Raw genomic sequence first — 24533 nt, forward strand, 5'->3', positions numbered from 1 at the left:
CCGGCTCACCGCACGACCGGCTTGCCCGACAGCTCCACGCCGGCCTCCCGCATCTCCTCGAGCGCCCGCTCGGTGGTCTCCCGGGACACGCCCGCGGTGAGGTCGAGCAGCACCTGGGTGCGGAAGCCCTCACGGACCGCGTCCAGCGCGGTGGCCCGTACGCAGTGGTCGGTGGCGATGCCGACGACGTCCACCTCGTCGACCTCCCGCTCCCGCAGCCACTCGGCGAGCTGCGTGCCGTTCTCGTCGGCGCCCTCGAAACCGCTGTAGGCCGCCGCGTACGCCCCCTTGTCGAAGACGGCGTCGACCGACCCGGAGGTCACGGCGGGCGCGAAGTTCGGGTGGAAGCCGACGCCCTCGGTGCCGGCGACGCAGTGGGCGGGCCAGGAGCGCCTGAAGTCCGGGTGGTCGGAGAAGTGCTCGCCGGGGTCGACGTGGTGGTCCCGGGTGGCGACCACGTGCCGGTACCCGGCCGGGGCCTGGCCGATCAGCTCGGTCACGGCGGCGGCCACGTCGGCGCCGCCGGCGACGGCGAGGCTGCCCCCCTCGCAGAAGTCGTTCTGCACGTCTACGACGATCAGTGCGCGGCGCATGGTCGGTGTCCTTCGGCTCTCTGGGCGGACGGATGGATGCGGCGGGGCCGGGCGGGCGTACCTCGGGCCCCGGGGACGGAGCGACGCGGACGGGGGACTCGCGCCGTGGCTTGCCTTTAGCTACCCGACGGCAGGTGCACGTACTCCGTCGGGAGGACGGGTTCCCCGCGCGAGAGCTGCGTCGCGGACAGCGGGAGACCGGCGCGGACGGCGGCGTGCCGGTCGCGGACCACGTCCAGCGGCTCGCGGGCGACCACCTCGCCGCCCCGCACCAGCGGCACCAGCAGCTGCCGGTCGGCCAGCTCGGGCGGGACCTCACCGGTGCCGATCACCTCGGCCTCGGCGACGCCGTCCGCGTCCCTCCGCCGCGCGGCCCACTTGCGGCCGCCGATCGACGTCTTGCCGCCGGTGGACCTCTTCGCCACCGGCACCAGCGGCGCCCGCGGTTCCGCGGACTCGGCGCGCGCGACCAGCTTGTAGACCATCGAGCAGGTCGGGTGCCCCGAGCCGGTCACCAGCTGCGTGCCCACCCCGTACGCGTCCACCGGCGCCGCGGCCAGCGAGGCGATGGCGTACTCGTCCAGGTCCGAGGTCACGACGATCTTCGTGTCGCGGGCGCCCAGCTCGTCGAGCTGCTGGCGCACCCGGTGGGCCACCAGCAGCAGGTCGCCGGAGTCGATGCGCACCGCGCCCAGCCCCGGTCCGGCGACCTCCACGGCCGCGCGGACCGCCTCGGTCACGTCGTAGGTGTCCACCAGGAGCGTGGTGCCCGCGCCGAGGGAGTCCACCTGGGCGCGGAAGGCGTCCCGCTCGGTGTCGTGCAGCAGGGTGAAGGCGTGGGCGGAGGTGCCGACGGTGGGGATGTTGTAGCGGAAGCCGGCCGCCAGGTCGGAGGTGGAGGAGAAGCCGCCGATGTAGGCGGCGCGGGAGGCGGCGACGGCGGCCAGCTCGTGGGTGCGCCGGGCGCCCATCTCGATCAGCGGCCGGTCGCCGGCGGCGGACGACATCCGGGAGGCCGCGGCGGCGATGGCCGAGTCGTGGTTGAGGATCGACAGGATCACCGTCTCCAGCAGCACGCACTCGGCGAAGCTGCCCTCCACCCGCATGACCGGAGAGCCGGGGAAGTAGACCTCGCCCTCCGGGTAGCCCCAGATGTCGCCGGAGAAGCGGTAGCCGGCCAGCCAGTCCAGGGTCTCCTCGTCGACGACGGCCTTCCCGCGCAGGAAGCGCAGCATGTTCGCGTCGAAGCGGTAGTTCTCCACCGCGTCCAGCACCCGTCCGGTGCCCGCCACGACGCCGTAGCGGCGGCCGTGCGGCAGCCGCCGGGTGAAGACCTCGAACACGCTGTGCCGCTCGGCCGTGCCGGCCTTCAGCGCCGCCTGCAGCATCGTCAGTTCGTACTGGTCGGTGAAGAGTGCCGTCGACGGAACATTCACCGGCAACCCAAGGTCCGCTGTGTCCATGGCGAGGATGGTACCCCCATTTCGTCACTCTGACGATTTGGCTGTGCGGGGCGGTCGTGAGCGGGCCGGTTTGTGCGACCACCCCCCTCCGGTGGCAGCATGGGCAGTGTGACGTCACCCGCACCCCTGGAGATCGAACGCACCGAGTCGGCGGAGGAGGTCTTCGCCGTACCCGAGCCCGACGTCCCGTGGGTCACGATCGTCCACAACGACCCGGTCAACCTCATGAGCTACGTGACGTACGTCTTCCAGTCGTACTTCGGCTACTCCAAGGACAAGGCCACCAAGCTCATGCTCGACGTGCACCACAAGGGCCGGGCCGTCGTCTCCAGCGGCACCCGCGAGGAGATGGAGCGCGACGTCCAGGCCATGCACGGCTACGGCCTGTGGGCGACCCTCCAGCACGACCGGAAGTGAAGCCGGACATGACCGCCCGGGACGTGGCCCGCGCCCTCCCGCAGGACCGGAAGTAGCGAATCGCCTCCATGCCAGGACACTTCGAACCGCTCCCCGGCGGCGGCGCGGCCGTCGCCCTCGACGACGTCGAGATCTCCATCATCCGCTCGCTCGCCGTGCAGCTGATGGAGATCATCGGCCCCGGCCCGGCCGAGGAGTCCGGCGGCGACCCGCTCGCGGAGCTCTTCGCCGAGGGCCCCAGCGAGCCGCCCTCCGACCCGGTGCTGCGCCGCCTCTTCCCCGACGCCTACGTCGACCCGGAGGGGACCGAGCAGCCCGACAAGGCCGAGGAGCAGCGGGTGTACTCCGCCGAGTTCCGCCGCTACACGGAGAACGACCTGCGGGCCGGCAAGCGGGAGAACGCGCTGGCGGTGATCCGCTCCCTGGACGGGCTGAGGGCCGGGGCCGGCGAGGGCGAGGCGGTGCTCGAGCTGACGCCGGAGGAGTCCGTGCGCTGGCTCGGCGCGCTGAACGACCTGCGGCTGGCGATCGGCGCCCGGCTGGAGATCACCGACGAGGACGACAGCGACGTCCTGTTCCACCTCCCGGACGAGGACCCGCGCAAGCCGATGGTGATGGCGTACCTCTGGCTGGGTGGTCTTCAGGAGACGCTCGTCTCGACGCTGACGGCGTAGGAAACGTCCGGACCTGTCCGGAAAATACCGCGAAGTGTTCGCTCAGAAGAACCTCAAGTCCGAATAACGATCGTGTCACCGCCCCTGCGCATTCATGCCGCAGGGGCGATTTTGTGTGACCTGGGTCACGCGGGGGTCGGTAAGCGCGTGGTAAGAATTCGCAACCCGCTTGCGCCGCCGACGCGGATGCGAGCGACGAGCCGGTCCTCGCCGGTGTGCACGCCTGCCCGACACGGACGCGGCCCCCTTCCCGGGGGCGTCCCCCTACCGCCGTCGCCGGACCGGGACGCGGGCCACGCCCGAACGTCCCCGACTCCTCACCTGCCGGAACGTCCCCGCCCCACCTGAGGAAGTTCGATGTCACTCGACTCCATCACCACGACCATCGACGACGCCGTCAGCGATTTCTTCGACCCGGTCGCCACCACGATCGGCGACATCGTCTTCTACACCGTCCCGGTCGCCGGTGCCGACCTCCCGCTGATCGTCGCCTGGCTGGTGATCGCCGGTCTGGTCTTCACCGCCTGGTTCGGGCTCATCCAGGCCCGCAAGCTCAAGCTCGCCTTCGACGTCGTCCGCGGGCGCTACGACGAGAAGGACTCCCCCGGCGAGGTCAGCCACTTCCAGGCACTCACCGCCGCCGTCTCCGGCACCGTCGGCCTCGGCAACATCGCCGGTGTGGCCGTCGCCGTCTCCATCGGCGGCCCCGGCGCCACCTTCTGGATGATCCTCTGCGGCCTGCTCGGCATGGCCACCAAGTTCGTCGAGGTCACCCTCGGTGTGAAGTACCGCGAGGAACACCCCGACGGCACCGTCTCCGGCGGTCCGATGCACTACCTGCCCAAGGGTCTCGCCGAGCGCTTCGGCCGCGGCGGCGCCCAGCTCGGCAAGGTGCTCGCGGTCCTCGCCTCCGTGATGATCCTGTTCTTCGGTCTGTTCGGCGGCAACCTCTTCCAGACCAACCAGAGCTACGCGCAGATCTCCTCCACCTTCGGCGGCGAGGACGGCTTCCTGGCGTCCTCCGCGGGCGCCGTGCTGTTCGGTCTCGTGGTCGCGGCCCTCGTGGGTCTGGTGCTGCTCGGCGGCATCCGCTCCATCGCCTCGGTCACCAGCCGTCTGGTCCCGGCCATGGCGATCATGTACGTCCTGGCGTGTCTGGTCGTCATCCTGGTCAACGTCACCGCCGTGCCCGACGCCATCGGCAACATCTTCCAGGGCGCCTTCGAGGCCGAGGGAGTCGCGGGCGGTGTCATCGGCGCCCTGATCGTCGGCTTCCAGCGCGCCGCCTTCTCCAACGAGGCCGGTCTGGGCTCCGCGCCCATCGCCCACTCCGCGGTGAAGACCAAGCACCCCGCGAGCGAGGGCCTGGTCGCCCTGCTGGAGCCGTTCATCGACACGGTCGTCGTCTGCACCATGACCGCGCTGACCATCGTCATCGCGGCCCCCGCCAGCTGGGACGCGGCCCGCGAGGGCAACGAGATCGGCGGTGTCACCATCACCTCCGACGCCTTCGAGACCGTGCTGCCCTGGTTCCCGAACCTGCTGACCGTCGCGGTGCTGCTGTTCGCCTTCTCCACGATCCTCACCTGGGGCTACTACGGCCTGAAGGCGTGGACGTACCTCTTCGGCCGCAGCAAGGTGAGCGAGACCGTCTTCAAGGCGGTGTGGAGCGTCTTCGTGGTCGCGGGTTCGCTGCTCTCGCTCGACTCGCTGATCAGCCTGGCCGACTCGGCGCTGTTCCTGCTGTCGGTCTTCAACATCATCGGCCTCTACCTGCTGGCCCCGGTCGTCAAGCGTGAGCTGGACAAGTTCCTGACCCACGTCCGTGACCGCCGCTCGGGCGCGGGCGCGCCGGACGCCGGCTCCGCGGAGCCGGAGACGGCCAAGGCGCCCTGAGCGTCCCTTCCGGCCCCGAAGGCCCGTCCGCACCGCGCGCCGGTGCGGACGGGCCCTTTCCGTTTTTCGTTTGACCTGCAACTTGTGCACAGGCGTTCGCTCAACGGTGTCTCAAATCCACATAACGGTTCCGTCAAACGAGCCACCGCCTTTCCGTCCCTGGGCCGTGTTTGTCCCTGTTTTCCTGTGCGCCACGTCACAGGTGGGGCAGGTGACCATCCCGTCCGCCGTGATAGACCTTCACGACCGCCCGGCGAACGCCACCCGAACGTTCGGCCGGGTGCGCCACCGAGCCGGTCACCGCCGGCCAGGCACGGGCGGGCCCGCGCGCCCGCCCAGCTCCATCAGTCCGGGGGGATCGAGACCCGATCCGCGGCCGACAGTCGGCCCGGGTCGGCATGGAGAAAGGCGCACGACACATGACCTCTGCGAAGGTCACCGAAGCCCCCGAAGAGGGCTACGAGCGCGGACTCGGCAGCCGCCAGGTCCAGATGATCGCCATCGGCGGCGCGATCGGCGTCGGCCTGTTCATGGGCGCCGGCGCGAACATCGCCAAGGCCGGCCCCAGCATCATCCTCATGTACGCCCTCGCGGGCGTGGTCATCTTCTTCATCATGCGGGCCCTGGGCGAACTGCTCCTCTACCGGCCCGTCTCCGGCTCCTTCGCCGAGTACGCCCGCGAGTTCCTCGGCCCGTTCTTCGGGTTCGTCACCGGCTGGACGTACTGGCTGATGTGGGTGGTCACCGGCATGGCCGAGCTGACGGCCGCCGCCATCTACATCCACTTCTGGTTCCCCGAGATCCCCCAGTGGGTCAGCGCCCTGGTCTTCCTCGTCGTGCTGTTCGGCGTGAACCTGATCTCCGTCAAGATCTTCGGCGAGGTCGAGTTCTGGTTCTCGATGGTGAAGGTCACGGCCATCATCGGCATGATCGTCATCGGTCTCGGCGTGCTCACCCTCGGCTTCTCCGACGCCGGCGACACCGCCGCCGTCTCCAACATCTGGTCGCACGACGGCTTCTTCCCCAACGGCATCGGCTCCAGCCTGATGACCCTCCAGGGCGTCATGTTCGCCTACCTCGCCGTCGAGCTCGTCGGCGTCACCGCGGGCGAGTCCGAGAACCCCGAGAAGACCCTGCCCAAGGCCATCAACACCCTGCCCTGGCGCATCATCGTCTTCTACGTCGGCGCCCTGCTGGTGATCCTCTCCGTCGTCAAGTGGACCGAGTTCTCCGCCGGCGAGAGCCCCTTCGTGCACGCCTTCGGCAAGATCGGCATCCCGCTCGCCGCGGGCATCGTCAACTTCGTCGTGCTCACCGCGGCCCTGTCGTCCTGCAACTCCGGCATGTACTCCACCGGCCGGATGCTGCGCGGCCTCGCCGCCAACAACGAGGCGCCCAAGGCCTTCGCCCGGCTCAACGCCCGCAAGACGCCCGCCGTCGGCATCACCGTCTCCGTGGCCCTCATGGGCATCGGTGTGATCCTCAACTACGTCGTCCCGGAGAAGGCGTTCACCTACGTCACCTCCGTCGCCACCGCGGCCGGCATCTGGACCTGGATGATGATCCTCGTCAGTCACATCCGCTACCGCCGCGCGGTCGACGCCGGCCGGCTGCGCGCCTCGTCCTTCCCCGCCCCCGGCGGCGCCCTGTTCAGCTGGGTCGCCCTGGTCTTCCTGATCGGCGTCACCGTCATGATCGCGGCGGACGCGGACGCCCGTGTCTGCCTCTACGTCGCGGCCGGCTGGGCCGTCGCCCTGGGCATCGGCTGGACCGTGCTCAAGAAGGGCAACCCGGCGATCGCGGACCGCGACGGGGACCGGTTCGAGAAGGTCGGCTGACCACCCCCGGGGACGCCGGCGCACGGGGAGCGCTCGTGGGGTTCCCCGCCGCCATCCGCTCAAGGCGTCCGGCATACGGGCCGTTCCGTACCACCCCTCGGTACGGAACGGCCCGTCTGCTTATCCTGAGGCCATGCTGACCATCACCCAGGCCCTCCACGACCAGATCGTCGCCCACGCCCGTGAGGACCACCCCGACGAGGCGTGCGGCGTGGTGGCGGGCCCGGTGGGATCCGGCCGCCCCGAGCGTTTCATCCCCATGCTGAACGCGGCCCGCTCGCCCACTTTCTACGAGTTCGACTCCCAGGACCTGCTGAAGCTGTACCGGGAGATGGACGACCGCGACGAGGAGCCGGTGGTCATCTACCACTCGCACACCGCGACCGAGGCCTACCCCTCGCGCACCGACATCACCTACGCCAACGAGCCCGGCGCCCACTACGTGCTGGTCTCCACCGCCGACACCGACGGCGCCGGCGACTTCCAGTTCCGGTCCTTCCGGATCGTGGAGGGCGAGGTCACGGAGGAGGAGGTACGCGTCGTCGACGCGTACTGATCCCGCATCGCGGATGGTCCACGTCCGGGATGTGGGATCACACTCCGGAACCCGGACAGGGAATCGATACGATGAGTTCATGGTTCTCTTCGACGTGGGCGACAACGCGCCGGGCACGCTGCTCGTGGCGCGGCTCCACGTCGACCTGTGCAGGCTGAACAGCGCCATCTGTTGACGTTCCGCAGCCGCCTGCGGCCACGAGCCGCGGCGCCGCCGTGCGCCCACGAAGAACCCACGACACCTTCCGACAGGAGCCCTCAGCCATGGCCATCGAGGTCCGCATCCCCACCATCCTCCGCCAGTACACCGACGGTCAGAAGGCGGTGGAGGGCACCGGGGACACCATCGCCGAGCTCTTCGCCGACCTCGAGACCCGGCATGAGGGCATCCAGGCCCGCATCGTGGACGGTGACCAGCTCCGCCGGTTCGTCAACGTCTACCTCAACGACGAGGACGTCCGCTTCCTCGACGGCATCAACACCAAGCTGAGCGACGGCGACAACGTGACGATCCTGCCGGCCGTCGCCGGCGGCATGGCCTGATCCGCATGCGTTACGACTCCCCGCTGGCCGCGGTGGGCAACACCCCTCTGGTGCGCCTGCCGCGGCTGTCGCCGTCCGCCGACGTCCGCGTATGGGCCAAGCTGGAGGACCGCAACCCCACCGGTTCCATCAAGGACCGTCCCGCCCTGTTCATGATCGAGCAGGCGGAGAAGGACGGACGCCTCACCCCGGGCTGCACGATCCTCGAGCCGACCAGCGGCAACACCGGCATCTCCCTCGCCATGGCCGCGAAGCTCAAGGGCTACCGCATGGTGTGCGTGATGCCCGAGAACACCTCGCAGGAGCGGCGCGACCTGCTCGGCATGTGGGGCGCGGAGATCATCTCCTCCCCGGCCGCGGGCGGCTCCAACACCGCCGTGCGCGTCGCCAAGGAGCTCTCCGCCGAGCACCCGGACTGGGTGATGCTCTACCAGTACGGCAACCCGGACAACGCGGGCGCCCACTACGCGACCACCGGCCCCGAGATCCTCGCGGACCTGCCGTCCGTCACCCACTTCGTCGCCGGCCTCGGCACCACCGGCACCCTCATGGGCGTCGGCCGCTACCTGCGCGAGCACAAGCCGGACGTGAAGATCGTCGCCGCCGAGCCGCGCTACGACGACCTGGTCTACGGCCTGCGCAACCTCGACGAGGGCTTCGTCCCCGAGCTGTACGACGCGTCGGTCCTCACCACCCGCTTCTCCGTCGGCTCCGCCGACGCGGTCACCCGCACCCGTGAACTCCTCCAGCAGGAGGGCATCTTCGCGGGCGTCTCCACCGGCGCCGCCCTGCACGCGGCGATCGGCGTCGCGAAGAAGGCACAGAAGGCCGGCGAGTCCGCCGACGTGGTCTTCGTCGTCGCCGACGGCGGCTGGAAGTACCTGTCGACGGGCGTCTACACGGCCGCGACGACGGAGGAAGCCATCGAGACACTGCAGGGACAGCTCTGGGCGTGACGCCCCGGCTGCCGCTCGCACCGAAGCCACCCGCGCCGCCCGGAAGGGCGTGCGTACGGGTGGCTTCGCCGTTCACCGGCCGCGCCGTCCGTCCGCGCGAAGGTGCGGAGGCAGTGGCGGAGGCGGCTGAGGGGGCGGAGGCGGACCAGGCGGGCGGACGCCCCCCGGCAGCAGCAGGGGGCCGCCCGCGGCGATCCGGGCCTGTGTCTCCTCGGCGCGCCTGCGGGCCAGGGGGTTGTCGTCGCGGATGAAGTGCAGGCGTACCACGTCGTTGCTGCGGCCCTCCCTGGAGTGCAGGGCGTAGCCCATCTCCTGCGCGATCGCCTGGATACGGCCTGCGCGCGCCACCCGGAAGCCGCGGAGGACGATCTCGATGCGCCCCCGCCCGTCGAACTGGGCGAGGACCTCCGCCTCCTTCTTCACTCCGCCTCCCCTTCCCGCCGCTCCGGGCGGTGCCGTCTGCGCGGGCGGCCCCCTCTGCCCCAGCCGTCGACGAGGGCGGTGACCAGGGCGAGCAGGACCACCGCGGCGAGTGCGAGCCACCAGGCCGTGTTCATGACCAGACCGTACCGGCGCGGGACGGGGGCGCGCGCCCCCTCCCGCCGCGGCACGCGCCCCTTCCAGCCGAACCGGTGACAGCACAGGTGAGTTCGCCCACAACGGCGCCTGGTGGAGGAGCGACCGCAGGTTTTGCGCCTTACGCTCGACGGACCGCACGACCCCCGTCTTCTCCCACCCGCCAGCGGAGGTTTCTGCTTCATGAAGCTCACCGTCGTCGGCTGCTCGGGGTCGTTCCCGTCCGCGGAATCGGCCTGCTCGAGCTACCTCGTCGAGGCCGACGGCTTCCGGCTGCTCCTCGACATGGGCAACGGCGCCCTGGGCGAGCTGCAGCGCCACTGCGGTCTCTACGACCTCGACGCGATCTTCCTCAGCCATCTGCACGCCGACCACTGCATCGACATGTGCGCCTACTTCGTGGCCCGTTACTACCGGCACGACGGCGGCCGCTGCGCCCCGCTGCCGGTCTACGGCCCCGAGGGCACCGAGCACCGGCTGACGACCGCCTACGCCGACACGCCCTCGGCCTCCTCCATGAGCGAGGTCTTCGACTTCCACACGGTCAAGCCGTCCACCTTCGAGATCGGCCCGTTCCTCGTGCACACCGAGCGCGTCGCGCACCCGGTCGAGGCGTACGGCATCCGCATCGAGCACGGCGGGAAGACACTGACCTACTCCGGCGACACGGGCGCGACCCCGCTGCTGGACGACCTCGCCCGGGACACCGACCTCTTCCTGTGCGAGGCCGCCTTCACGCACGGCAAGGAGAGCATCCCGGACCTGCACCTCAACGGCCGTGAGGCGGGCGAGTCCGCGGCCCGCGCCGGGGCCCGCCGGCTGATCCTCACGCACATCCCGCCGTGGACCGACCCGCAGGTCAACCTCACCGACGCGCGCGCGGTGTACGACGGCCCGGTGGGGCTGGCGGCGCCGGGGGCGACGTACGAGATCTGAGCGCACGGCACGCCCGGCGCACGCGGAAGGCCCCGGAACCGAGCAGGTTCCGGGGCCTTCCGCGTCGTACGGGGAGGCTCACGCCTTCGTGGTGTCCTCCAGCTCCTCCTCGGGCTCACGTCCCGGGGTGGGCAGGTCGAATTTGGTGATGGCGAAGCGGAAGAGCACGTAGTAGATCACCGCGAACACCAGGCCGATCGGGATGATCAGCCATGGCTTGGTCGCCAGGTTCCAGTTCAGGGCGTAGTCGATGAAGCCCGCCGAGAAGGTGAAGCCGGCGTGCACACCGAGCGCCCAGGTGATCGCCATGGACAGCGCGGTCAGCACCGCGTGGATCACGTACAGCGCCGGGGCGATGAACATGAACGCGAACTCGATCGGCTCGGTCACACCGGTCACGAACGAGGTCAGCGCGAGCGAGAGCATCATGCCCAGCACGGCCTTGCGGCGCTCGGGGCGGGCGGCGTGCGCGATGGCGAGCGCGGCGGCCGGCAGGCCGAACATCATGATCGGGAAGAAGCCCGACATGAACTGGCCGGCGTCCGGGTCACCGGCGAAGAAACGGTTCAGGTCGCCGTGGACGACCTCGCCCGCCGCGTTGGTGAAGTCACCGATCTGGAACCAGGAGACGGTGTTCACGAACTGGTGCATGCCGATGGGGATCAGCGCACGGTTGATCAGACCGAACAGACCCGCGCCCGCGGCGCCCAGGCCGGTGATCCACTCGCCGGCGTCGGAGATGAGGTTGCCGATCGGCTCCCAGACCAGGCCGAAGAAGACGCCCACGAGGGTGCCGACGAAGGCCATGATGATCGGGACCAGGCGGCGGCCGTTGAAGAAGCCGAGCCAGTCGACCAGCTTCTTGCGGTGGTACCGCTGCCACAGCACCGCGGCCAGCAGACCCATCAGGATGCCGCCGAGGACGCCCGGGTTGTTGTACGTCGCGGCTATGTCCTCGCCCGCCTGGACCTTCGCCTCGGTGACGGGGAAGGCCTTCAGCACGTTGCTGTAGACCAGGAAGCCGACGAGCGCGGCGAGGGCGGTCGAGCCGTCGGCCTTCTTGGCGAAGCCGATGGCAACGCCGATGCAGAACAGCATCGGCAGGTTGTCGAAGATGGCGCCACCCGCGGTGGCGAAGACGGCCGCGACCTTGTCCCAGCCCAGGCCGTCCGCGCCGAACACGTCCGGCTGGCCGAGGCGCAGCAGGATGCCCGCCGCCGGCAGGACGGCGATCGGGAGCTGAAGGCTTCGGCCGACCTTCTGCAGGCCCTGGAAGAGGCCGGATCCCCGCTTCTTTGCGGGGGCCGCCGAGTCGGTGGCGGTGCTCATACTTCCTCCATCGGTGGTGGTCTACACCACTAGTGGTGTAGACCTGTTGTAGCACGATGAAGGCCACGTAAGGAACCCGCGAATCCGCGACGGTGGGACTACGCACCGTGCCTCCGTGGAAGCGTCGCAGACACCCCCGCGGGGGCACACCGAAAAGCCCCCGGAACTCAAGGTTCCGAGGGCTTGGGCAGCCACCTCCAGCCTAGGAGATCACCGCCGCGCCGCGTCCTCCACCTCCTCCTCCGGCTCCCGCCCCGGAGTCTTCAGATCGAACTTCGTGATCGCGAACCGGAACACCACGTAGTACACCGCCGCGAACACCAGGCCGATCGGGATGATCAGCCACGGCTTCGTCGCCAGGTTCCAGTTGATGACGTAGTCGATCAGACCCGCCGAGAAACTGAACCCGTCGTGCACCCCCAGCCCCCACGTCACCGCCATCGACACACCCGTCAGCACCGCGTGCACCACGTACAACGCCGGCGCGATGAACAGGAACGAGTACTCGAGCGGCTCCGTGATGCCCGTGACGAACGACGTCAGCGCCACCGACAGCATCAGACCGCCGATCTCCTTGCGCCGGTTCGGCCGCGCACAGTGCGTGATCGCCAACGCCGCCGCCGGCAGCGCGAACATCATGATCGGGAAGAACCCCGACAGGAACTGCCCCGCATCCGGGTCGCCCGCCAGGAACATGTTGATGTCACCGTGCACCACCCGGCCGTCCGGCGTCGTGTACGTGCCGAACTGGAACCAGATGGGCACGTTCAGGAACTGGTGCAGCCCGATCACCAGCAACGCCCGGTTCGCGACCCCGAACACGCCCGCACCCCACGCGCCAAGACCCGTCATCCAGTCGCTGAAACTCTCCAGCGCCTCACCGATCGGCGGCCAGATCCACAGACACACCGCCGCGAACACGATCGCCGCGAACGCCATGATGATCGGCACCAGGCGCCGCCCGTTGAAGAAGCCCAGCCAGTCCACCAGCTTCGTCCGGTGGAACCGCTGCCAGAAGTACGCCGCCATGAGACCGATGACGATGCCGCCGAACACCCCCGGATTCTGGAAGTCGAACGCCGTCACCGTCCCGTCCGACAGCTGACAGCCGACGTTCGGCACCGCCTGAGAACCCTCCGGACAGTCCTTCGGGAACTGCCGCAGCACATTGAAGTAGACGAGGAACCCCGCCACCGCCGCCAGCGCCGTCGACCCGTCCGCCTTCTTCGCCATCCCGATGGCCACACCCACACAGAACAGCAGCGGCAGCCCCAGCGAACCGTCCAGCAGCGCCCCGCCCGCCCCCGCCATCACCTTCGAGACGTTCGTCCACCCCAGACCGTCGTCCCCGAACACGTCCGGCTGCCCCAGCCGGTTCAGGATGCCCGCCGCCGGCAGCACCGCGATCGGCAGCTGCAGACTCCGCCCCATCTTCTGCAGACCCTGGAACAACCGGTTCCAGCGCTCCCGCAGCGGGCTCACCCCGGCGTCGGCACCGGCGGGGCTCTCCGTACTCATCAAGTCCCCTTCGATGGACGGCCCTGAGGGTTTGGCGGCAGTCCCCCCGGTGGTGTAGACCAGTGAGGCAGGACGGTTCCGCTGTCGTGACGCCCATCATCGAGCGACCACGACATGACCGCTCGCAAAGATGGGCCAACTGTGGGTTACTGCGACAAAGCGGTTCGGATCAGGGAGAACGAACATGGCCACCAAGGCTGAGAAGATCGTTGCCGGGCTCGGCGGCATCGACAACATCGAAGAGGTCGAGGGCTGCATCACCCGCCTCCGCACCGAGGTCGTCGACCCCTCCAAGGTCGACGACGCCGCCCTCAAGGCCGCCGGCGCCCACGGCGTCGTCAAGATGGGCAGCGCCATCCAGGTCGTCATCGGCACCGACGCCGACCCCGTCGCCGCCGAGATCGAAGACATGATGTGAACCACCGCACCACCTGACCCACGCGCCGCGGCCCCACCGGCCGCCACCGCACCCGGGCCCTTCCCCCAGCACGGGGAAGGGCCCCACCGCGTCTACGGCTAGGCTCGACGCCATGTCTCGCATCGACGGCCGCACCCCCGAACAGCTCCGCCCCGTCACCATCGAACGCGGCTGGAGCAAACACGCCGAAGGCTCCGTCCTCGTCTCCTTCGGCGACACCAAGGTCCTCTGCACCGCCTCCGTCACCGAAGGCGTCCCCCGCTGGCGCAAGGGCAGCGGCGAGGGCTGGGTCACCGCCGAATACGCCATGCTCCCCCGCGCCACCAACACCCGCGGCGACCGCGAATCCGTCCGCGGCCGCATCGGCGGCCGCACCCACGAGATCAGCCGCCTCATCGGCCGCTCCCTGCGCGCCGTCATCGACTACAAGGCCCTCGGCGAGAACACCGTCGTCCTCGACTGCGACGTCCTCCAGGCCGACGGCGGCACCCGCACCGCCGCCATCACCGGCTCCTACGTCGCCCTCGCCGACGCCATCGGCTGGGCCCAGGGCAAGAAACTCGTCAAGCCCGGCCGCAAGCCCCTCACCGGCACCGTCGCCGCCGTCTCCGTCGGCATCGTCGCCGGCGTCCCCCTCCTCGACCTCTGCTACGAGGAGGACGTCCGCGCCGACACCGACATGAACGTCGTCTGCACCGGCGACGGCCGCTTCGTCGAGGTCCAGGGCACCGCCGAGGCCGAACCCTTCGCCCGCGACGAACTCAACGCCCTCCTCGACCTCGCCGTCACCGGATGCACCGAACTCGCCGCCGCCCAGCGCACCGCACTGGATACCCTCCTCGCAAAGTAAAAGGCACCCCAAGACCCGTGGTCGGCGCGAGCAACCGCGCCGACCGCCGCCGCGTCTGAGGGGATACGGGCGCGCGGGCACCCCCCGCGCGCCCCGCCGACACACCGGGCCCCACCGGCCCGACGAGGGAGGGAACGTTCCATGGCAGCGAGCCGCCGACGCCGCACCGCAGCCGTCGCCGCCACCCTGGCGGCCGTCGCGCTCACCACCGGACTCACCACCGGCTGCTCCGCCGTCGACAAGGCACTCGACTGCGTCCGCACCGCCGACGCCGTCGCCGAGAGCGTCACCGACATGCAGCAGGCCGTCGAGAACGCCTCCAACGACGTCACCCAGCTCGAGGAAGCCCTCGACTCCGTCGAGACCAACCTCGGCAACCTCCGCGACGAGACCGACAACGCCGACGTCGGCAAGGCCGTCGACGACCTCGAGAAGGCCGTCGCCAACGTCCGCACCTCCGTCGACAACGGCGACACCACCCCCGACCTCAGCCCCGTCACCGACGCGGCCGGCGAACTCACCAAGGTCTGCACCCCGTAACGACGGCCCCCGTCATGGGCCCAGGGATACTGGGCCCATGACCCGCCTGATCCTCGCCACCCGCAACGCCGGAAAGATCACCGAGCTCCGCTCGATCCTCGCCGACGCGGGCCTGCCCCACGAACTCGTCGGCGCCGACGCCTACCCCGACGTCCCCGACGTCAAGGAAACCGGCGTCACCTTCGCCGAGAACGCCCTCCTCAAGGCCCACGCCCTCGCCCGGGCCACCGGCCTGCCCGCCGTCGCCGACGACTCCGGCCTCTGCGTCGACGTCCTCGGCGGCGCCCCCGGCATCTTCTCCGCCCGCTGGGCCGGCCGCCACGGCGACGACAAGGCCAACCTCGACCTCCTCCTCGCCCAGCTCTCGGACATCGACGCCGCACACCGCGGCGCGTCCTTCGCCTGCGCCGCCGCCCTCGCCCTCCCCGACGGCACCGAACGCGTCGTCGAGGGCCGCCTCAACGGCACCCTCCGCCACACCCCCGCCGGCACGAACGGCTTCGGCTACGACCCGATCCTCCAGCCGGAGGGAGAGACCCGCACGTGCGCGGAGCTGACCCCGGCAGAGAAGAACGCGATCAGCCACCGGGGGAAGGCGTTCCGGGCGCTGGTGCCGGTGGTGCGGGAGCTGTTGGGCTGACGACACGGAAGAGGCTCGACACCATCGCGGTGTCGAGCCTCTTCTCCCTGTGGGCCCGGTGGGACTCGAACCCACGACACACCGGACCTAAACCGGCGCCCTCTTGCCAGCTGGGGTACGGGCCCGCAGCGGTGCTTACTCTACTGGGCGTCGCCCCGGGTCCGTCGGCCTCCTCGGGACCACGTGGCGGTGATCGCGTGGCAGTTGGGACAGAGCAGGCGCAGGTTCTCGCGCCGGTCGTCGGTCCAGTCCCCGTTGATGTGATCGATCTCCAGGGTCATCGGCATGCCGCGCCACTGGGAAGCGGTGCCGCACATGGCACACCGCTCCGGCACACCGATCTCTCGGAGTGCGCGACGCAGTAGCGGCGCCTTCGTGCGTTGCTGACCGCTGTGACGGACGAGGATGTCATCGGCGCTCTTGCGTGGGTTCGGGCCGGGTTTCCCCCGCTGATGCGCCTGCCCCAGGAAGTGCGCGGTCGGCAGCTGATGTTCGGCGATCCACAGGCGCAGCATCGCTCTTTGCCCACCGTTGTCAGGCCGGCCGAGCTTGCGCAGGGCTCCCGCCAGGGACGTCGACCCGGCGACAGCCGTACGCAGTTCCTCGGCCGTGGGGCGCGGCGTACTGCGGCGGCTCACGCTGTGCGCTTCCTGGCTCGACCACGGTAGGTATCGGTGGTGGAGTGACAGTTGGGGCAGAGAATGCGCAGGTTCTCGATCCGGTTGTTCCGCCAGTCCCCGTCGATGTGATCGACCTCCAACGACAGCGGCTTGCCGCGCCACACCGCTTCGACCCCGCACAGGGCACACCGCTCCTCCACGCCCATCTCACGCATGGCCCGCTTGAGGCGGCTGCCCGGCACCCGCCTGGCGTGCGCCGGTTCCTGCGCCACGAGGATCTCCTCGGCCGTTTGGCGGCGCTGGTTGTACCGCTGCCGTTCCGTGCGGACTACAGGCGTGAAGTGCGAGGTGTCGAGTCCGTACGCCTTGATGCGGCGGGAGATGTGCGTGTGATGTCCGCCGACCGGGTCCAGTCCCAGGCGCCGGAGGACGTCATTGACGCTGGACGACCGGGCGACCACCGGCTCGAGGATCTGCCGTGTCCACTTGATCCCCTCACGCTCGAAGTGCGAGACGTCGACCCCGAGCTTCTTCATGCGCTCGTGGACGTACCGACGCTTCCACCCCGTCGGCTCCACCCCGAGTCTCCGACACGCTTCGGACAGCGTCCGGGACTCCCTGGCTGCTTCCTCCAGCCGCTCCCGGGTGTACTTACCGACCCCCATCGAACCCCCTCCGTATCTCCGTCCACGTGTTCGTGGGCTCGTACGGAGCAACGATCCGGATATCGGACGGTCACGTACGGAAAGCGGAACGGCCTGCACCGGTGTGGCGGTGCAGGCCGTTCCCGAGGGGCCGCAGGGTCAGATGCCCAAGTCCTTGATGATCTTGGCCACGTGGCCCGTCGCGCGGACGTTGTAGAGGGCGTGTGCGACCTTGCCCTCCTCGTCGACGACGATCGTGGAGCGGATGACGCCCATGTAGGTCTTGCCGTAGTTCTTCTTCTCGCCGAACGCGCCGTACGCGTCCAGGACCTTCTTGTCCGGGTCGGCGAGCAGGGTGACCTTCAGGTTCTCCTTCTCGCGGAACTTCGCGAGCTTCTCCGGGGCGTCCGGGGAGATGCCGATCACGTCGTACCCGGCCCCGGCCAGCAGGTCGAGGTTGTCGGTGAAGTCGCACGCCTGCTTGGTGCAGCCGGGCGTCAGCGCCGCCGGGTAGAAGTAGACGATGACCTTGCGGCCCTTGTGGTCGGCCAGCGACACCTCGTTGCCGTCGGCGTCGGGCAGGGTGAAGGCGGGGGCCTCGTCCCCGGGCGTCAGGCGTGCGCTCATCGGTCTCGTCTCCTCGTACGTGCACTGCGTGGATCGGGTGCCGGGATCGAGGGTAACCGGGGGTCCTGACAGTGCGGCGCGGCCTGAAGCTGACAGACTGTCCGGCACAGGCAACACAGCGGATCGTGGAGGCGACACGGTGGCGGACACGGCGGACACCAGGACCCCGGCGCAGATCGAGGCGGACATCGCGCGTCGCCGTGCGGTGCTGGCGGAGACCCTGGACGAGATCGGGGTGCGGGTGCACCCGAAGACGATCGTGGGTGACGCGAAGGCCAGGGTCGTGTCGAACGTGGACCACACGCTGGGGCGCGCCTATGTGGGCGTGAACCGTGCGGTGAGTGAGGTGAAGGCGCAGTTCGTGGACGAGACGGGCTCGCCGCGGCTGGAGCGGGTGGTCCCGGTGGGGCTGCTGGTGGTGGGTGTCGTGGGGCTGCTGGCCCTGGGCAGCCGCAGGCGGCGGCGCTGAGGTGCCGGCGGACGGGTCCCCCTCCCGCGTGCGTCCGTCGTCGAGGCAGGTAGGTTTCAGGCTGTGAGCGCCAACAGAAACGACAGTTCCCCGCACGACAAGCTGCCGATCCGGATGCTGCACGACCGTGTGCTCGTGCGGCAGGAGACCGGTGAGGGTGAGCGGCGTTCGGGGGGCGGCATTCTGATTCCCGCGACGGCGGCGGTGGGCCGCCGGCTGGCCTGGGCCGAGGTGGTCGCGGTGGGACAGAACGTGCGGACGGTGGAGCCGGGTGACCGGGTGTTGTTCGACCCGGAGGACCGTGCGGAGGTCGAGGTGCGCGGGACGGCGTACGTGCTGATGCGGGAGCGCGATCTGCACGCGGTGGCCGCGGACCGTTTCGAGGGGTCCGAGGACTCGACCGGCCTGTACCTGTAGTTCCTGAACCGTCGACCGATGGGGCCGGTGACAGCCGTCACCGGCCCTTTTCGTGTGGTCGGTTACCGTGGGAGGTCCCGTACGGCGTCCTGTGTGGCGTGACCGTGCGGGCCCCGACGAGACGCGCCGTACCGGGGTGAAGGCAAAGACGACGCACCCCCGTTTCGCTGTCGTGTCCCGGAGGTGCCTGTCATGGCCTGGGTTCTGCTGGTGGTCGCCGGTCTGCTGGAGGTCGGCTGGTCGGTCGGCATGAAGTACACGGACGGTTTCACCCGTCTGTGGCCGAGTGTGCTGACGGGCGCCGGCATCGTGACGAGCATGCTGCTGCTGTCGTACGCGGCGCGGACGCTGCCGATCGGGACGGCGTACGGCGTGTGGGTGGGGATCGGTGCGGCCGGGGCGGCGGTGCTGGGCATGGTGGTGCTGGGGGAGCCGGTGACCGCCGCCCGGATCTTCTTCATCTGTCTGCTGCTGGTGGCCGTGGTGGGTCTGAAGGCGACCTCGGGCCACTAGCGGCGGCTAGTTCCAGCGGCGTCCGTCGAGGGCGCCGCTGAGTCCGCCGGGGCCGGGGAGTTCGTCGCGGTTGGAGCCGCCGTCGTCGGTGCTGCCGCCGCCGGTGGTGTCCCCGCTGCCGCCCGTGCCGCCGCCGTCGCCGGTGTCGCCGCTCTGGCCGCCGGTGGGTGAGCCGGTGGAGGTGCCGCCGGTGGAGTTCTGCCCTTCGCTCTCCGTGCCCTCTCCGTCGCCGGTGCCGCTGCCGCCGTCCTCGGGGGTGCCGCTGTCGGTGTCCTCGTCGTCGGGGGCGCCGGTGGCGGGGGAGGAGGGGTCGCCGGAGGAGGACGGTCCGCCGCTGGAGTCGGGGGCGGGGGGCTGGCTCTCGTCGGCGCCGGGCTGGAGCCGCAGGGTGAAGCTGCCGACGGGTTCGCCCTCGAGGGCGTCGCGGGTGTACTGGCCCCAGATCTCGGCGGGGGCGCCGCCTCCGTTGACGCGGGGCAGGCCCATGGCGCCGTAGAGGGACTTGTGGCCGGCGGTGACGGGGTCCTGGCCCATGACGGCGACGACGGTGGCGAGGTCGGGGGTGTAGCCGGCGAACCAGGCGGCGGTGTCCTCCTCGGCGGTGCCGGTTTTGCCTGCGGCGGGCCGTCCGCCGGTCTGGGCGGCGGTGGCGGTGCCCTTCTCGACGACGCCCTTGAGGACGGAGGTGGTGGTGTCGGCGGCCTCGCGGCTGACGGCCTGCCGGGTGCGCCGTTCGGGGAGGGCGATGTCGCGGCCGTTCTGGGTGATCTTCTCGACGAGCGTGTACGGGGTGTGCTTGCCGTGGTTGGCGAGGGTCGCGTACGCCTGTGCCATGTCGAGGACGCTGGCGTTGGCGACGCCGAGGGCGATGGAGGGCCCGGGTTCGTCGAGGTCGGGGGTGTCGGGGGAGATGCCGAGGTCGACGGCGGTCTGCCGGACCTTCTCGGGGCCGACGTCGACGGCCATCTGGGCGTAGACGGCGTTGACGGACTTGTCGGTGGCCTCGCTGACGGTGATGTCGCCGTAGTCCTCGTGGTCCTCGTTCTCGGGCGCGTAGCGGGGTCCTGCCCAGCCCTGGACGGGGCGTTCGCTGGTGCCGTCGTAGCGGGTCTGGGGGGTGATGCGGCGGCCGTCCTGGGTGCGGGAGCCGTTCTCGACGGCGGCGGTGAAGACGAAGGGCTTGAAGGAGGAGCCGACCTGGAAGTCCCGGCGGGTGGCGTTGGGGGTGTACTGCTTGACGTAGTCGATGCCGTTGTACATCGCCACGACCTTGCCGGTCTTGGGTTCGACGGAGGCGCCGCCGGCGCGGACGTAGGTGTCGACCTTGCGGTTCTTCTGGTCGAGGCGGTCCATGAGGTTGTCGTTGACGGCCTCGACGAAGGCGTCCTGCTTGCTCTTCTGCAGGGTGGTGGTGATGCGGTAGCCGCCGGCGTCGAGGGCGGACTCGTCGACGATCTTGTTGTCGGCGAGGTGCTGCTTGACGACGTTGACGATGTAGCCGCGCTGCCCGGACATGCCGGTGGAGTGGGTGGTCCGCTTAGGCACGGGGAAGGTGAGGCGGGCGCGTTCGGCGGGGTCGAGCCAGCCTTCGTCGACCATGCCGTCGAGGACGTAGTTCCAGCGCTTCTCGACGAAGGCGCGGTTCTCGGGGTGCGCGATCACGTCGTACTGGCTGGGGGCGTTGACGAGGGCGGCGAGGTAGGCGGCGCGTCCGGCGTCGAGTTCGGAGGCGTCCATGTCGTAGTAGGCGTGGGCGGCGGCCTGGATGCCGTAGGCGCCGCGGCCGAAGAAGCTGGTGTTGAGGTAGCCCTCGAGGATCTCGTCCTTGGACTGGTTGCGGTCCAGCTTGATGGCGATGAAGAACTCCTTCACCTTGCGGGTGACGGTCTGCTCCTGGCGCAGGTAGTAGTTCTTCACGTACTGCTGGGTGATGGTGGAGCCGGACTGCTTGCCCTTGCCGGTGACGGTGTTCCAGGCGCCGCGGACCATGGCCTGGGGGTCGACGGCGGACTCGGTGTAGAAGTCGCGGTCCTCGGCGGCGAGGACGGCGTGCTGGGCGTCCTTCGAGATCTGGGAGAGGGTGACGTTCTCCCGGTTGACCTCGCCGTCGCGGGCGATGACGGAGCCGTCGGCGTAGAGGTAGACGTTGGCCTGCTGGGTGGCGAGGGCGTTGGCGGCGGGGATCTGGACGAGGGCGTAGCCGAGGAGGAAGCCGCCGACGACGAGCAGCGCGGTGACGAGGAACGCGCCGAGGACCATGCGCCAGGTGGGGACGGCGCGGCGCCAGCCGGTGCGGCGGGCCTTGAGGGCGGCGCGGCGTTCCCGGCGGGCGGCCTTCTTGTCGTCGGCGGTCTTGTCCTTGGCGGCGCCCGGCTTCCCGTCGGAGGCGGCGTCGGACTCCTGGTCCGAGACGGCGGCGGCCCCGCTGTTCTGGCCGGATTCATCCGATCGTGTGGCGTCGGCGTCGTCCGTCCGGGTGTCGTCCCGGGCGTCGTCGGGCGCGTCGGCCGCCTGAGGCTCGTGCGATGCCCAGCCCGGGCGGGGCTTCTTCGGCTGCGGCTCGTCGCTCATGTCGTGCACGGACTCCTGATTCGCCTCGTTCGTTCCCGTACGCCTCATGTGTGTGCGTACGCCTCGTGCGTGCCTCTTATTGAAGACTGTCGCACCCGTCGCCGCCTTCGCCGGGCGGCGACGCGCGTCGTGCGTCCCGCGCCGTGTCGCCCGTTCGGCCGCGCCGGCTGTTCACCTGACCGGAGGACGGGCCGGAAAACCCGTGGCGGCGCGATCTCTGCCCGGACTAGGCTCCTGCGCTTCGGTGTCCAGGGCGGAAGGGGTGGAGAGGGGTGGGTTCGGCACGGTTGTACCTGGCCGTGGCGGCCCGGGGATTCCGGCGGTACGCGTCGTACCGGGCGGCGACCGCGGCCGGGGTGTTCACCAACACGGTGTTCGGGCTGATCCTCGTCTACACGTATCTGGCGCTGTGGGACGAGCGTCCGGACCTCGGCGGCTACGACCAGGCGCAGGCGGTGACGTACGTGTGGCTGGGTCAGTGCCTGTTCGCCGCGCTGGCGCTGCAGGGCGGGGGCGTCGAGACGGAGCTGATGGAGCGCATCCGCACCGGTGAGATCGCGGTGGACCTGTACCGTCCGGCGGATCTGCAGCTGTGGTGGCTGGCGGGCGACCTGGGCCGGGCGGCGTTCCAGCTGCTGGGGCGCGGGGTGGTGCCGTTCCTGGTGGGCGGGCTGTTCTTCCCGACGGCGCTGCCGACGCGGTTCGACACGTGGGTGTGGTTCGCGGTGGCGCTGCTGCTGGCGGCGCTGGTGAGCTTCGGGATCCGCTATCTGGTGGCGCTGAGCGTGTTCTGGCTGCTGGACGGCACGGGCGTCAGCCAGGTGATGATGATCCTCGGGGTGTTCTTCTCGGGCATGGTGCTGCCGCTGAACGTGTTCCCGGGCGGGTTCGGCGAGGTGGCGCGCGCGCTGCCGTGGGCGGCGCAGCTGCAGGTCCCCGCGGACGTGCTGATGGGGGAGACGGCGGTGGCGGGGGCGTTCGCCTTCCAGGCGATGTGGGCGGTGCTGCTGCTCGTGGCGGGCCGGCTCGTGCAGTCGGCGGCCACGCGCCGGGTGGTGGTGCAGGGTGGCTGAGCGGAGCGCGGTGCTGGAGGGGCTGCGGGCGTACCGGATGATCGCCGGGATGTGGGTGCGGTCCGGGATGACCTACCGGGTGTCGTTCGTGGTCACGCTGTTCGGCAACCTGGTGATGACCGGGCTGGACTTCGTGGGGATCCTGCTGATGTTCTCGCAGGTCGACGAGTTGGCCGGCTGGTCGTTGCCGGAGGTGGCGTTCCTGTACGCGGCGTCGGTGACGTCGTTCGGGCTGGCGCATCTCGCGTCCGGGTCGATGCAGCAGCTCGGTTCGCGGATCAGGGACGGCTCCTTCGACGTGCTGCTGGTGCGGCCGGTGCCGGTGCTCGCGCAGGTCGGCGGGGACCGTTTCTCGCTGCGGCGTCTGGGGCGGCTCGCGCAGGGCGGGGCGGTGCTGGGCTGGGCGCTGGTGGCGGCGGACATCGACTGGACGGTGTCGAAGGTGCTGCTGGTGCCGCTGATGGTGGTGTCCGGCGCGGCGATCTTCGTGGCGGTGTTCGTGGCGGGCGCGGCGTTCCAGATCTACGCGCAGGACGCGGCGGAGGTGCAGAACGCGTTCACGTACGGCGGGACGACGATGCTGCAGTACCCGCCGGCGGTGTTCGGGAAGGACCTGGTGCGCGGGGTGACGTTCGTGCTGCCGCTGGCCTTCGTCAACTGGGTGCCCGCCGCGCACGTCCTGGGGCGCCCGTACCCGCTGGCGCTGCCGGGGTGGGTGGCGTTCGCGTCGCCGCTGGTGGCGGCGGGGTGCTGCGCGCTGGCGGGGCTGGCGTGGCGGACGGGACTCAGGTCGTACAGGAGCGTGGGGAGTTGAGCGGGCGGATGGGCACGACAGAGGGGTCCGAAGGCGCGTTCATCGAGGTGGACGGGGTCGAGAAGGTCTTCGACGTGCGCCGGCGCAAGGGGCTGTTGCGGCGCGAGCGGCACCAGGTGAGGGCGGTGGACTCGATCTCCTTCACGGTGGCGCGCGGTGAGATGGTCGGCTACATCGGGCCGAACGGCGCGGGGAAGTCGACGACGATCAAGATGCTGACGGGCATCCTCACGCCGAGCGGCGGCCGGCTGCGGGTCGCGGGTATCGACCCGTCGCGGGAGCGGACCCGGCTGGCGCACCGCATAGGTGTGGTGTTCGGGCAGCGCACCACCCTGTGGTGGGACCTTCCGCTGATCGACTCGTACAAGCTGATGCACCGCATGTACCGCATTCCCGACGCCCGCTACCGGGAGAACCTCGCGCGGCTGGTCGAACTGCTCGACCTGGGCGACCTGCTGGAGGTGCCGGTGCGGCAGCTGTCGCTGGGGCAGCGGATGCGCGGGGACATCGCGGCGGCGCTGCTGCACGACCCGGAGGTGCTGTACCTGGACGAGCCGACGATCGGCCTGGACGTCGTCTCGAAGACCCGGGTGCGGGAGTTCCTGCGGCAGGTGAACGCCGAGCGCGCCACGACGGTGCTGCTGACCACGCACGACCTGCAGGACATCGAGCAGGTCTGCTCCCGCGTGATGGTCATCGACCACGGCCGGCTGGTGTACGACGGGGCGCTCGCCGGGCTGCACGAGGTGGGGGAGGGCGAGCGGACGCTGGTGGTGGACCTGGAGCGGGAGTTTCCGCCGGTGGAGGTGCCGGCTCCCGCCCGGGTGGTGCGGGTGGACGGGCCCCGGCAGTGGGTGGCGTTCCCCGCGTCGGAGCCGGCGGCCGGGCTGGTCGCGCGGATCGCCGAGCGCTACCCGCTGGTGGACCTGTCGGTGCGGGAGCCCGACATCGAGGCGGTCATCGCGCAGATGTACGCGGAGCGGGCCGGGCGGGCGCCGACGCAGTCCTCGTAGCCCTGTGACGGGGACAACTCGTAGGCTGCT

General features: G+C 70.3%; 29 protein-coding genes, 1 tRNA gene and 1 riboswitch. Of the genes, 19 read left to right on the forward strand and 11 right to left on the reverse strand.

Going from position 1 to position 24533, the window contains the following annotated elements; all coding sequences use genetic code 11:
• Positions 1 to 5 precede the first annotated feature (5 nt).
• Both ACQZOG_RS04255 and ACQZOG_RS04260 read right to left on the reverse strand, forming a co-directional pair.
• The gene (locus ACQZOG_RS04255) at positions 6 to 593 is read right to left on the reverse strand and encodes an isochorismatase family protein (protein ID WP_033277497.1); all 588 of its coding nucleotides are present in this window, start codon (positions 591 to 593) and stop codon (positions 6 to 8) included.
• A 116-nt stretch (positions 594 to 709) separates the two neighbouring features.
• Positions 710 to 2056: a nicotinate phosphoribosyltransferase gene (locus ACQZOG_RS04260; protein WP_261675115.1), complete on the reverse strand. Its 1347-nt coding sequence runs from the start codon at positions 2054 to 2056 to the stop codon at positions 710 to 712.
• Between the two features lie 99 nt (positions 2057 to 2155).
• Between ACQZOG_RS04260 and clpS the strand changes: the two genes are divergently transcribed.
• From clpS to ACQZOG_RS04300, 8 genes are all read left to right on the forward strand, one after another.
• Complete coding sequence (gene clpS / locus ACQZOG_RS04265) at positions 2156 to 2473, forward strand: ATP-dependent Clp protease adapter ClpS (protein WP_024885384.1); 318 nt, start codon at positions 2156 to 2158, stop codon at positions 2471 to 2473.
• A gap of 68 nt (positions 2474 to 2541) precedes the next feature.
• Entirely contained in the window at positions 2542 to 3147 is a 606-nt protein-coding gene (locus ACQZOG_RS04270; RefSeq protein WP_033277495.1) for a DUF2017 domain-containing protein, read from the forward strand.
• A 357-nt stretch (positions 3148 to 3504) separates the two neighbouring features.
• Positions 3505 to 5043 carry an alanine/glycine:cation symporter family protein gene (locus ACQZOG_RS04275; RefSeq protein ID WP_193467968.1) on the forward strand — a complete coding sequence of 513 codons (1539 nt, stop codon included), beginning with the start codon at positions 3505 to 3507 and terminating at the stop codon, positions 5041 to 5043.
• A gap of 419 nt (positions 5044 to 5462) precedes the next feature.
• The gene (locus ACQZOG_RS04280; RefSeq protein ID WP_430741289.1) at positions 5463 to 6881 is read left to right on the forward strand and encodes an amino acid permease; all 1419 of its coding nucleotides are present in this window, start codon (positions 5463 to 5465) and stop codon (positions 6879 to 6881) included.
• 133 nt (positions 6882 to 7014) lie between these two features.
• The gene (locus ACQZOG_RS04285) at positions 7015 to 7437 is read left to right on the forward strand and encodes a Mov34/MPN/PAD-1 family protein (protein ID WP_033277492.1); all 423 of its coding nucleotides are present in this window, start codon (positions 7015 to 7017) and stop codon (positions 7435 to 7437) included.
• 79 nt (positions 7438 to 7516) lie between these two features.
• On the forward strand, positions 7517 to 7612 hold the full coding sequence (locus ACQZOG_RS04290) for a putative leader peptide (RefSeq protein ID WP_315968234.1): 96 nt from the start codon (positions 7517 to 7519) through the stop codon (positions 7610 to 7612).
• A gap of 88 nt (positions 7613 to 7700) precedes the next feature.
• Positions 7701 to 7979, forward strand: coding sequence for a MoaD/ThiS family protein (locus ACQZOG_RS04295; RefSeq protein WP_033277491.1), 279 nt, complete (start codon positions 7701 to 7703; stop codon positions 7977 to 7979).
• A 5-nt stretch (positions 7980 to 7984) separates the two neighbouring features.
• Complete coding sequence (locus ACQZOG_RS04300; RefSeq protein WP_033277490.1) at positions 7985 to 8935, forward strand: PLP-dependent cysteine synthase family protein; 951 nt, start codon at positions 7985 to 7987, stop codon at positions 8933 to 8935.
• A gap of 72 nt (positions 8936 to 9007) precedes the next feature.
• Here the strand turns inward: ACQZOG_RS04300 and ACQZOG_RS04305 are convergent, their stop codons facing one another.
• Complete coding sequence (locus ACQZOG_RS04305; protein WP_051724656.1) at positions 9008 to 9358, reverse strand: hypothetical protein; 351 nt, start codon at positions 9356 to 9358, stop codon at positions 9008 to 9010.
• Positions 9355 to 9492, reverse strand: a complete 138-nt coding sequence (locus tag ACQZOG_RS04310) for a hypothetical protein (protein ID WP_106959408.1) — start codon at positions 9490 to 9492, stop codon at positions 9355 to 9357. The genes ACQZOG_RS04305 and ACQZOG_RS04310 overlap by 4 nt, the downstream gene beginning before the upstream one ends.
• A 202-nt stretch (positions 9493 to 9694) precedes the next feature.
• Between ACQZOG_RS04310 and ACQZOG_RS04315 the strand changes: the two genes are divergently transcribed.
• Positions 9695 to 10447: an MBL fold metallo-hydrolase gene (locus ACQZOG_RS04315; protein ID WP_033277489.1), complete on the forward strand. Its 753-nt coding sequence runs from the start codon at positions 9695 to 9697 to the stop codon at positions 10445 to 10447.
• Positions 10448 to 10525: 78 nt separating this feature from the next.
• Here the strand turns inward: ACQZOG_RS04315 and ACQZOG_RS04320 are convergent, their stop codons facing one another.
• Entirely contained in the window at positions 10526 to 11776 is a 1251-nt protein-coding gene (locus ACQZOG_RS04320) for a PTS transporter subunit EIIC (protein ID WP_033277488.1), read from the reverse strand.
• A gap of 210 nt (positions 11777 to 11986) precedes the next feature.
• Positions 11987 to 13294 (reverse strand): PTS transporter subunit EIIC, encoded by a 1308-nt coding sequence (locus ACQZOG_RS04325; protein ID WP_037639805.1) that lies wholly within the window; start codon positions 13292 to 13294, stop codon positions 11987 to 11989.
• A gap of 184 nt (positions 13295 to 13478) precedes the next feature.
• On the opposite strand from ACQZOG_RS04325, the gene ACQZOG_RS04330 reads away from it, so the two are divergent.
• The 4 genes from ACQZOG_RS04330 (at position 13479) to rdgB (ending at position 15742) form a co-directional block, all read left to right on the forward strand.
• Positions 13479 to 13712 carry a glucose PTS transporter subunit EIIB gene (locus ACQZOG_RS04330; RefSeq protein ID WP_033277486.1) on the forward strand — a complete coding sequence of 78 codons (234 nt, stop codon included), beginning with the start codon at positions 13479 to 13481 and terminating at the stop codon, positions 13710 to 13712.
• A gap of 112 nt (positions 13713 to 13824) precedes the next feature.
• Positions 13825 to 14562 (forward strand): ribonuclease PH, encoded by a 738-nt coding sequence (rph, locus tag ACQZOG_RS04335; protein ID WP_033277485.1) that lies wholly within the window; start codon positions 13825 to 13827, stop codon positions 14560 to 14562.
• Between the two features lie 141 nt (positions 14563 to 14703).
• Positions 14704 to 15102, forward strand: a complete 399-nt coding sequence (locus tag ACQZOG_RS04340; protein ID WP_033277484.1) for a hypothetical protein — start codon at positions 14704 to 14706, stop codon at positions 15100 to 15102.
• Positions 15103 to 15139: 37 nt separating this feature from the next.
• On the forward strand, positions 15140 to 15742 hold the full coding sequence (gene rdgB, locus ACQZOG_RS04345; RefSeq protein ID WP_033277483.1) for an RdgB/HAM1 family non-canonical purine NTP pyrophosphatase: 603 nt from the start codon (positions 15140 to 15142) through the stop codon (positions 15740 to 15742).
• A 50-nt stretch (positions 15743 to 15792) separates the two neighbouring features.
• Here rdgB and ACQZOG_RS04350 read toward each other — a convergent pair.
• From ACQZOG_RS04350 to bcp, 4 genes are all read right to left on the reverse strand, one after another.
• Positions 15793 to 15867: transfer RNA gene (locus tag ACQZOG_RS04350), tRNA-Leu, on the reverse strand.
• A 15-nt stretch (positions 15868 to 15882) separates the two neighbouring features.
• Positions 15883 to 16380 carry an HNH endonuclease signature motif containing protein gene (locus ACQZOG_RS04355; protein WP_430741290.1) on the reverse strand — a complete coding sequence of 166 codons (498 nt, stop codon included), beginning with the start codon at positions 16378 to 16380 and terminating at the stop codon, positions 15883 to 15885.
• Positions 16377 to 17027: an HNH endonuclease signature motif containing protein gene (locus tag ACQZOG_RS04360; protein ID WP_193455334.1), complete on the reverse strand. Its 651-nt coding sequence runs from the start codon at positions 17025 to 17027 to the stop codon at positions 16377 to 16379. The genes ACQZOG_RS04355 and ACQZOG_RS04360 overlap by 4 nt, the downstream gene beginning before the upstream one ends.
• A gap of 138 nt (positions 17028 to 17165) precedes the next feature.
• Positions 17166 to 17633, reverse strand: coding sequence for a thioredoxin-dependent thiol peroxidase (gene bcp, locus ACQZOG_RS04365; RefSeq protein WP_033277480.1), 468 nt, complete (start codon positions 17631 to 17633; stop codon positions 17166 to 17168).
• Positions 17634 to 17772: 139 nt separating this feature from the next.
• Here bcp and ACQZOG_RS04370 point away from each other — a divergent pair, with 139 nt between their 5' ends.
• From ACQZOG_RS04370 to ACQZOG_RS04380, 3 genes are all read left to right on the forward strand, one after another.
• Positions 17773 to 18102, forward strand: coding sequence for a DUF3618 domain-containing protein (locus ACQZOG_RS04370; protein ID WP_033277479.1), 330 nt, complete (start codon positions 17773 to 17775; stop codon positions 18100 to 18102).
• Positions 18103 to 18216: 114 nt separating this feature from the next.
• Complete coding sequence (locus ACQZOG_RS04375; protein ID WP_156698885.1) at positions 18217 to 18519, forward strand: GroES family chaperonin; 303 nt, start codon at positions 18217 to 18219, stop codon at positions 18517 to 18519.
• A 97-nt stretch (positions 18520 to 18616) separates the two neighbouring features.
• A riboswitch (guanidine-III (ykkC-III) riboswitch) is annotated at positions 18617 to 18677 on the forward strand.
• A gap of 34 nt (positions 18678 to 18711) precedes the next feature.
• Positions 18712 to 19032: a DMT family transporter gene (locus tag ACQZOG_RS04380; RefSeq protein WP_019525098.1), complete on the forward strand. Its 321-nt coding sequence runs from the start codon at positions 18712 to 18714 to the stop codon at positions 19030 to 19032.
• 6 nt (positions 19033 to 19038) lie between these two features.
• On the opposite strand, the gene ACQZOG_RS04385 is transcribed toward ACQZOG_RS04380, so the two are convergent.
• Complete coding sequence (locus ACQZOG_RS04385; RefSeq protein ID WP_037639798.1) at positions 19039 to 21603, reverse strand: transglycosylase domain-containing protein; 2565 nt, start codon at positions 21601 to 21603, stop codon at positions 19039 to 19041.
• A 272-nt stretch (positions 21604 to 21875) separates the two neighbouring features.
• On the opposite strand from ACQZOG_RS04385, the gene ACQZOG_RS04390 reads away from it, so the two are divergent.
• The 3 genes from ACQZOG_RS04390 to ACQZOG_RS04400 are packed head-to-tail and all read left to right on the forward strand — an operon-like array spanning position 21876 to position 24503.
• Positions 21876 to 22676 carry an ABC transporter permease gene (locus ACQZOG_RS04390; protein WP_037639795.1) on the forward strand — a complete coding sequence of 267 codons (801 nt, stop codon included), beginning with the start codon at positions 21876 to 21878 and terminating at the stop codon, positions 22674 to 22676.
• Positions 22669 to 23490, forward strand: a complete 822-nt coding sequence (locus tag ACQZOG_RS04395) for an ABC transporter permease (protein WP_033277476.1) — start codon at positions 22669 to 22671, stop codon at positions 23488 to 23490. The genes ACQZOG_RS04390 and ACQZOG_RS04395 overlap by 8 nt, the downstream gene beginning before the upstream one ends.
• Positions 23491 to 23498: 8 nt before the next feature.
• Positions 23499 to 24503 carry an ABC transporter ATP-binding protein gene (locus ACQZOG_RS04400; protein WP_430741291.1) on the forward strand — a complete coding sequence of 335 codons (1005 nt, stop codon included), beginning with the start codon at positions 23499 to 23501 and terminating at the stop codon, positions 24501 to 24503.
• The last annotated feature ends 30 nt before the right edge of the window (positions 24504 to 24533 follow it).

Source organism: Streptomyces sp. P13-3-3, assembly GCF_050571355.1.
Classification (GTDB): domain Bacteria; phylum Actinomycetota; class Actinomycetes; order Streptomycetales; family Streptomycetaceae; genus Streptomyces; species Streptomyces althioticus.

Bases quoted from the DNA above. Each gene is read 5' to 3' on its own strand.
- ACQZOG_RS04255 (WP_033277497.1), bottom strand. From the start codon at position 593: ATGCGCCGCGCACTGATCGTCGTAGACGTGCAGAACGACTTCTGCGAG.
- ACQZOG_RS04260 (WP_261675115.1), bottom strand. From the start codon at position 2,056: ATGGACACAGCGGACCTTGGGTTGCCGGTGAATGTTCCGTCGACGGCA.
- clpS (WP_024885384.1), top strand. From the start codon at position 2,156: ATGGGCAGTGTGACGTCACCCGCACCCCTGGAGATCGAACGCACCGAG.
- ACQZOG_RS04270 (WP_033277495.1), top strand. From the start codon at position 2,542: ATGCCAGGACACTTCGAACCGCTCCCCGGCGGCGGCGCGGCCGTCGCC.
- ACQZOG_RS04275 (WP_193467968.1), top strand. From the start codon at position 3,505: ATGTCACTCGACTCCATCACCACGACCATCGACGACGCCGTCAGCGAT.
- ACQZOG_RS04280 (WP_430741289.1), top strand. From the start codon at position 5,463: ATGACCTCTGCGAAGGTCACCGAAGCCCCCGAAGAGGGCTACGAGCGC.
- ACQZOG_RS04285 (WP_033277492.1), top strand. From the start codon at position 7,015: ATGCTGACCATCACCCAGGCCCTCCACGACCAGATCGTCGCCCACGCC.
- ACQZOG_RS04290 (WP_315968234.1), top strand. From the start codon at position 7,517: ATGGTTCTCTTCGACGTGGGCGACAACGCGCCGGGCACGCTGCTCGTG.
- ACQZOG_RS04295 (WP_033277491.1), top strand. From the start codon at position 7,701: ATGGCCATCGAGGTCCGCATCCCCACCATCCTCCGCCAGTACACCGAC.
- ACQZOG_RS04300 (WP_033277490.1), top strand. From the start codon at position 7,985: ATGCGTTACGACTCCCCGCTGGCCGCGGTGGGCAACACCCCTCTGGTG.
- ACQZOG_RS04310 (WP_106959408.1), bottom strand. From the start codon at position 9,492: ATGAACACGGCCTGGTGGCTCGCACTCGCCGCGGTGGTCCTGCTCGCC.
- ACQZOG_RS04315 (WP_033277489.1), top strand. From the start codon at position 9,695: ATGAAGCTCACCGTCGTCGGCTGCTCGGGGTCGTTCCCGTCCGCGGAA.
- ACQZOG_RS04320 (WP_033277488.1), bottom strand. From the start codon at position 11,776: ATGAGCACCGCCACCGACTCGGCGGCCCCCGCAAAGAAGCGGGGATCC.
- ACQZOG_RS04325 (WP_037639805.1), bottom strand. From the start codon at position 13,294: ATGAGTACGGAGAGCCCCGCCGGTGCCGACGCCGGGGTGAGCCCGCTG.
- ACQZOG_RS04330 (WP_033277486.1), top strand. From the start codon at position 13,479: ATGGCCACCAAGGCTGAGAAGATCGTTGCCGGGCTCGGCGGCATCGAC.
- rph (WP_033277485.1), top strand. From the start codon at position 13,825: ATGTCTCGCATCGACGGCCGCACCCCCGAACAGCTCCGCCCCGTCACC.
- ACQZOG_RS04340 (WP_033277484.1), top strand. From the start codon at position 14,704: ATGGCAGCGAGCCGCCGACGCCGCACCGCAGCCGTCGCCGCCACCCTG.
- rdgB (WP_033277483.1), top strand. From the start codon at position 15,140: ATGACCCGCCTGATCCTCGCCACCCGCAACGCCGGAAAGATCACCGAG.
- ACQZOG_RS04360 (WP_193455334.1), bottom strand. From the start codon at position 17,027: ATGGGGGTCGGTAAGTACACCCGGGAGCGGCTGGAGGAAGCAGCCAGG.
- bcp (WP_033277480.1), bottom strand. From the start codon at position 17,633: ATGAGCGCACGCCTGACGCCCGGGGACGAGGCCCCCGCCTTCACCCTG.
- ACQZOG_RS04375 (WP_156698885.1), top strand. From the start codon at position 18,217: ATGCTGCACGACCGTGTGCTCGTGCGGCAGGAGACCGGTGAGGGTGAG.
- ACQZOG_RS04380 (WP_019525098.1), top strand. From the start codon at position 18,712: ATGGCCTGGGTTCTGCTGGTGGTCGCCGGTCTGCTGGAGGTCGGCTGG.
- ACQZOG_RS04385 (WP_037639798.1), bottom strand. From the start codon at position 21,603: ATGAGCGACGAGCCGCAGCCGAAGAAGCCCCGCCCGGGCTGGGCATCG.
- ACQZOG_RS04400 (WP_430741291.1), top strand. From the start codon at position 23,499: ATGGGCACGACAGAGGGGTCCGAAGGCGCGTTCATCGAGGTGGACGGG.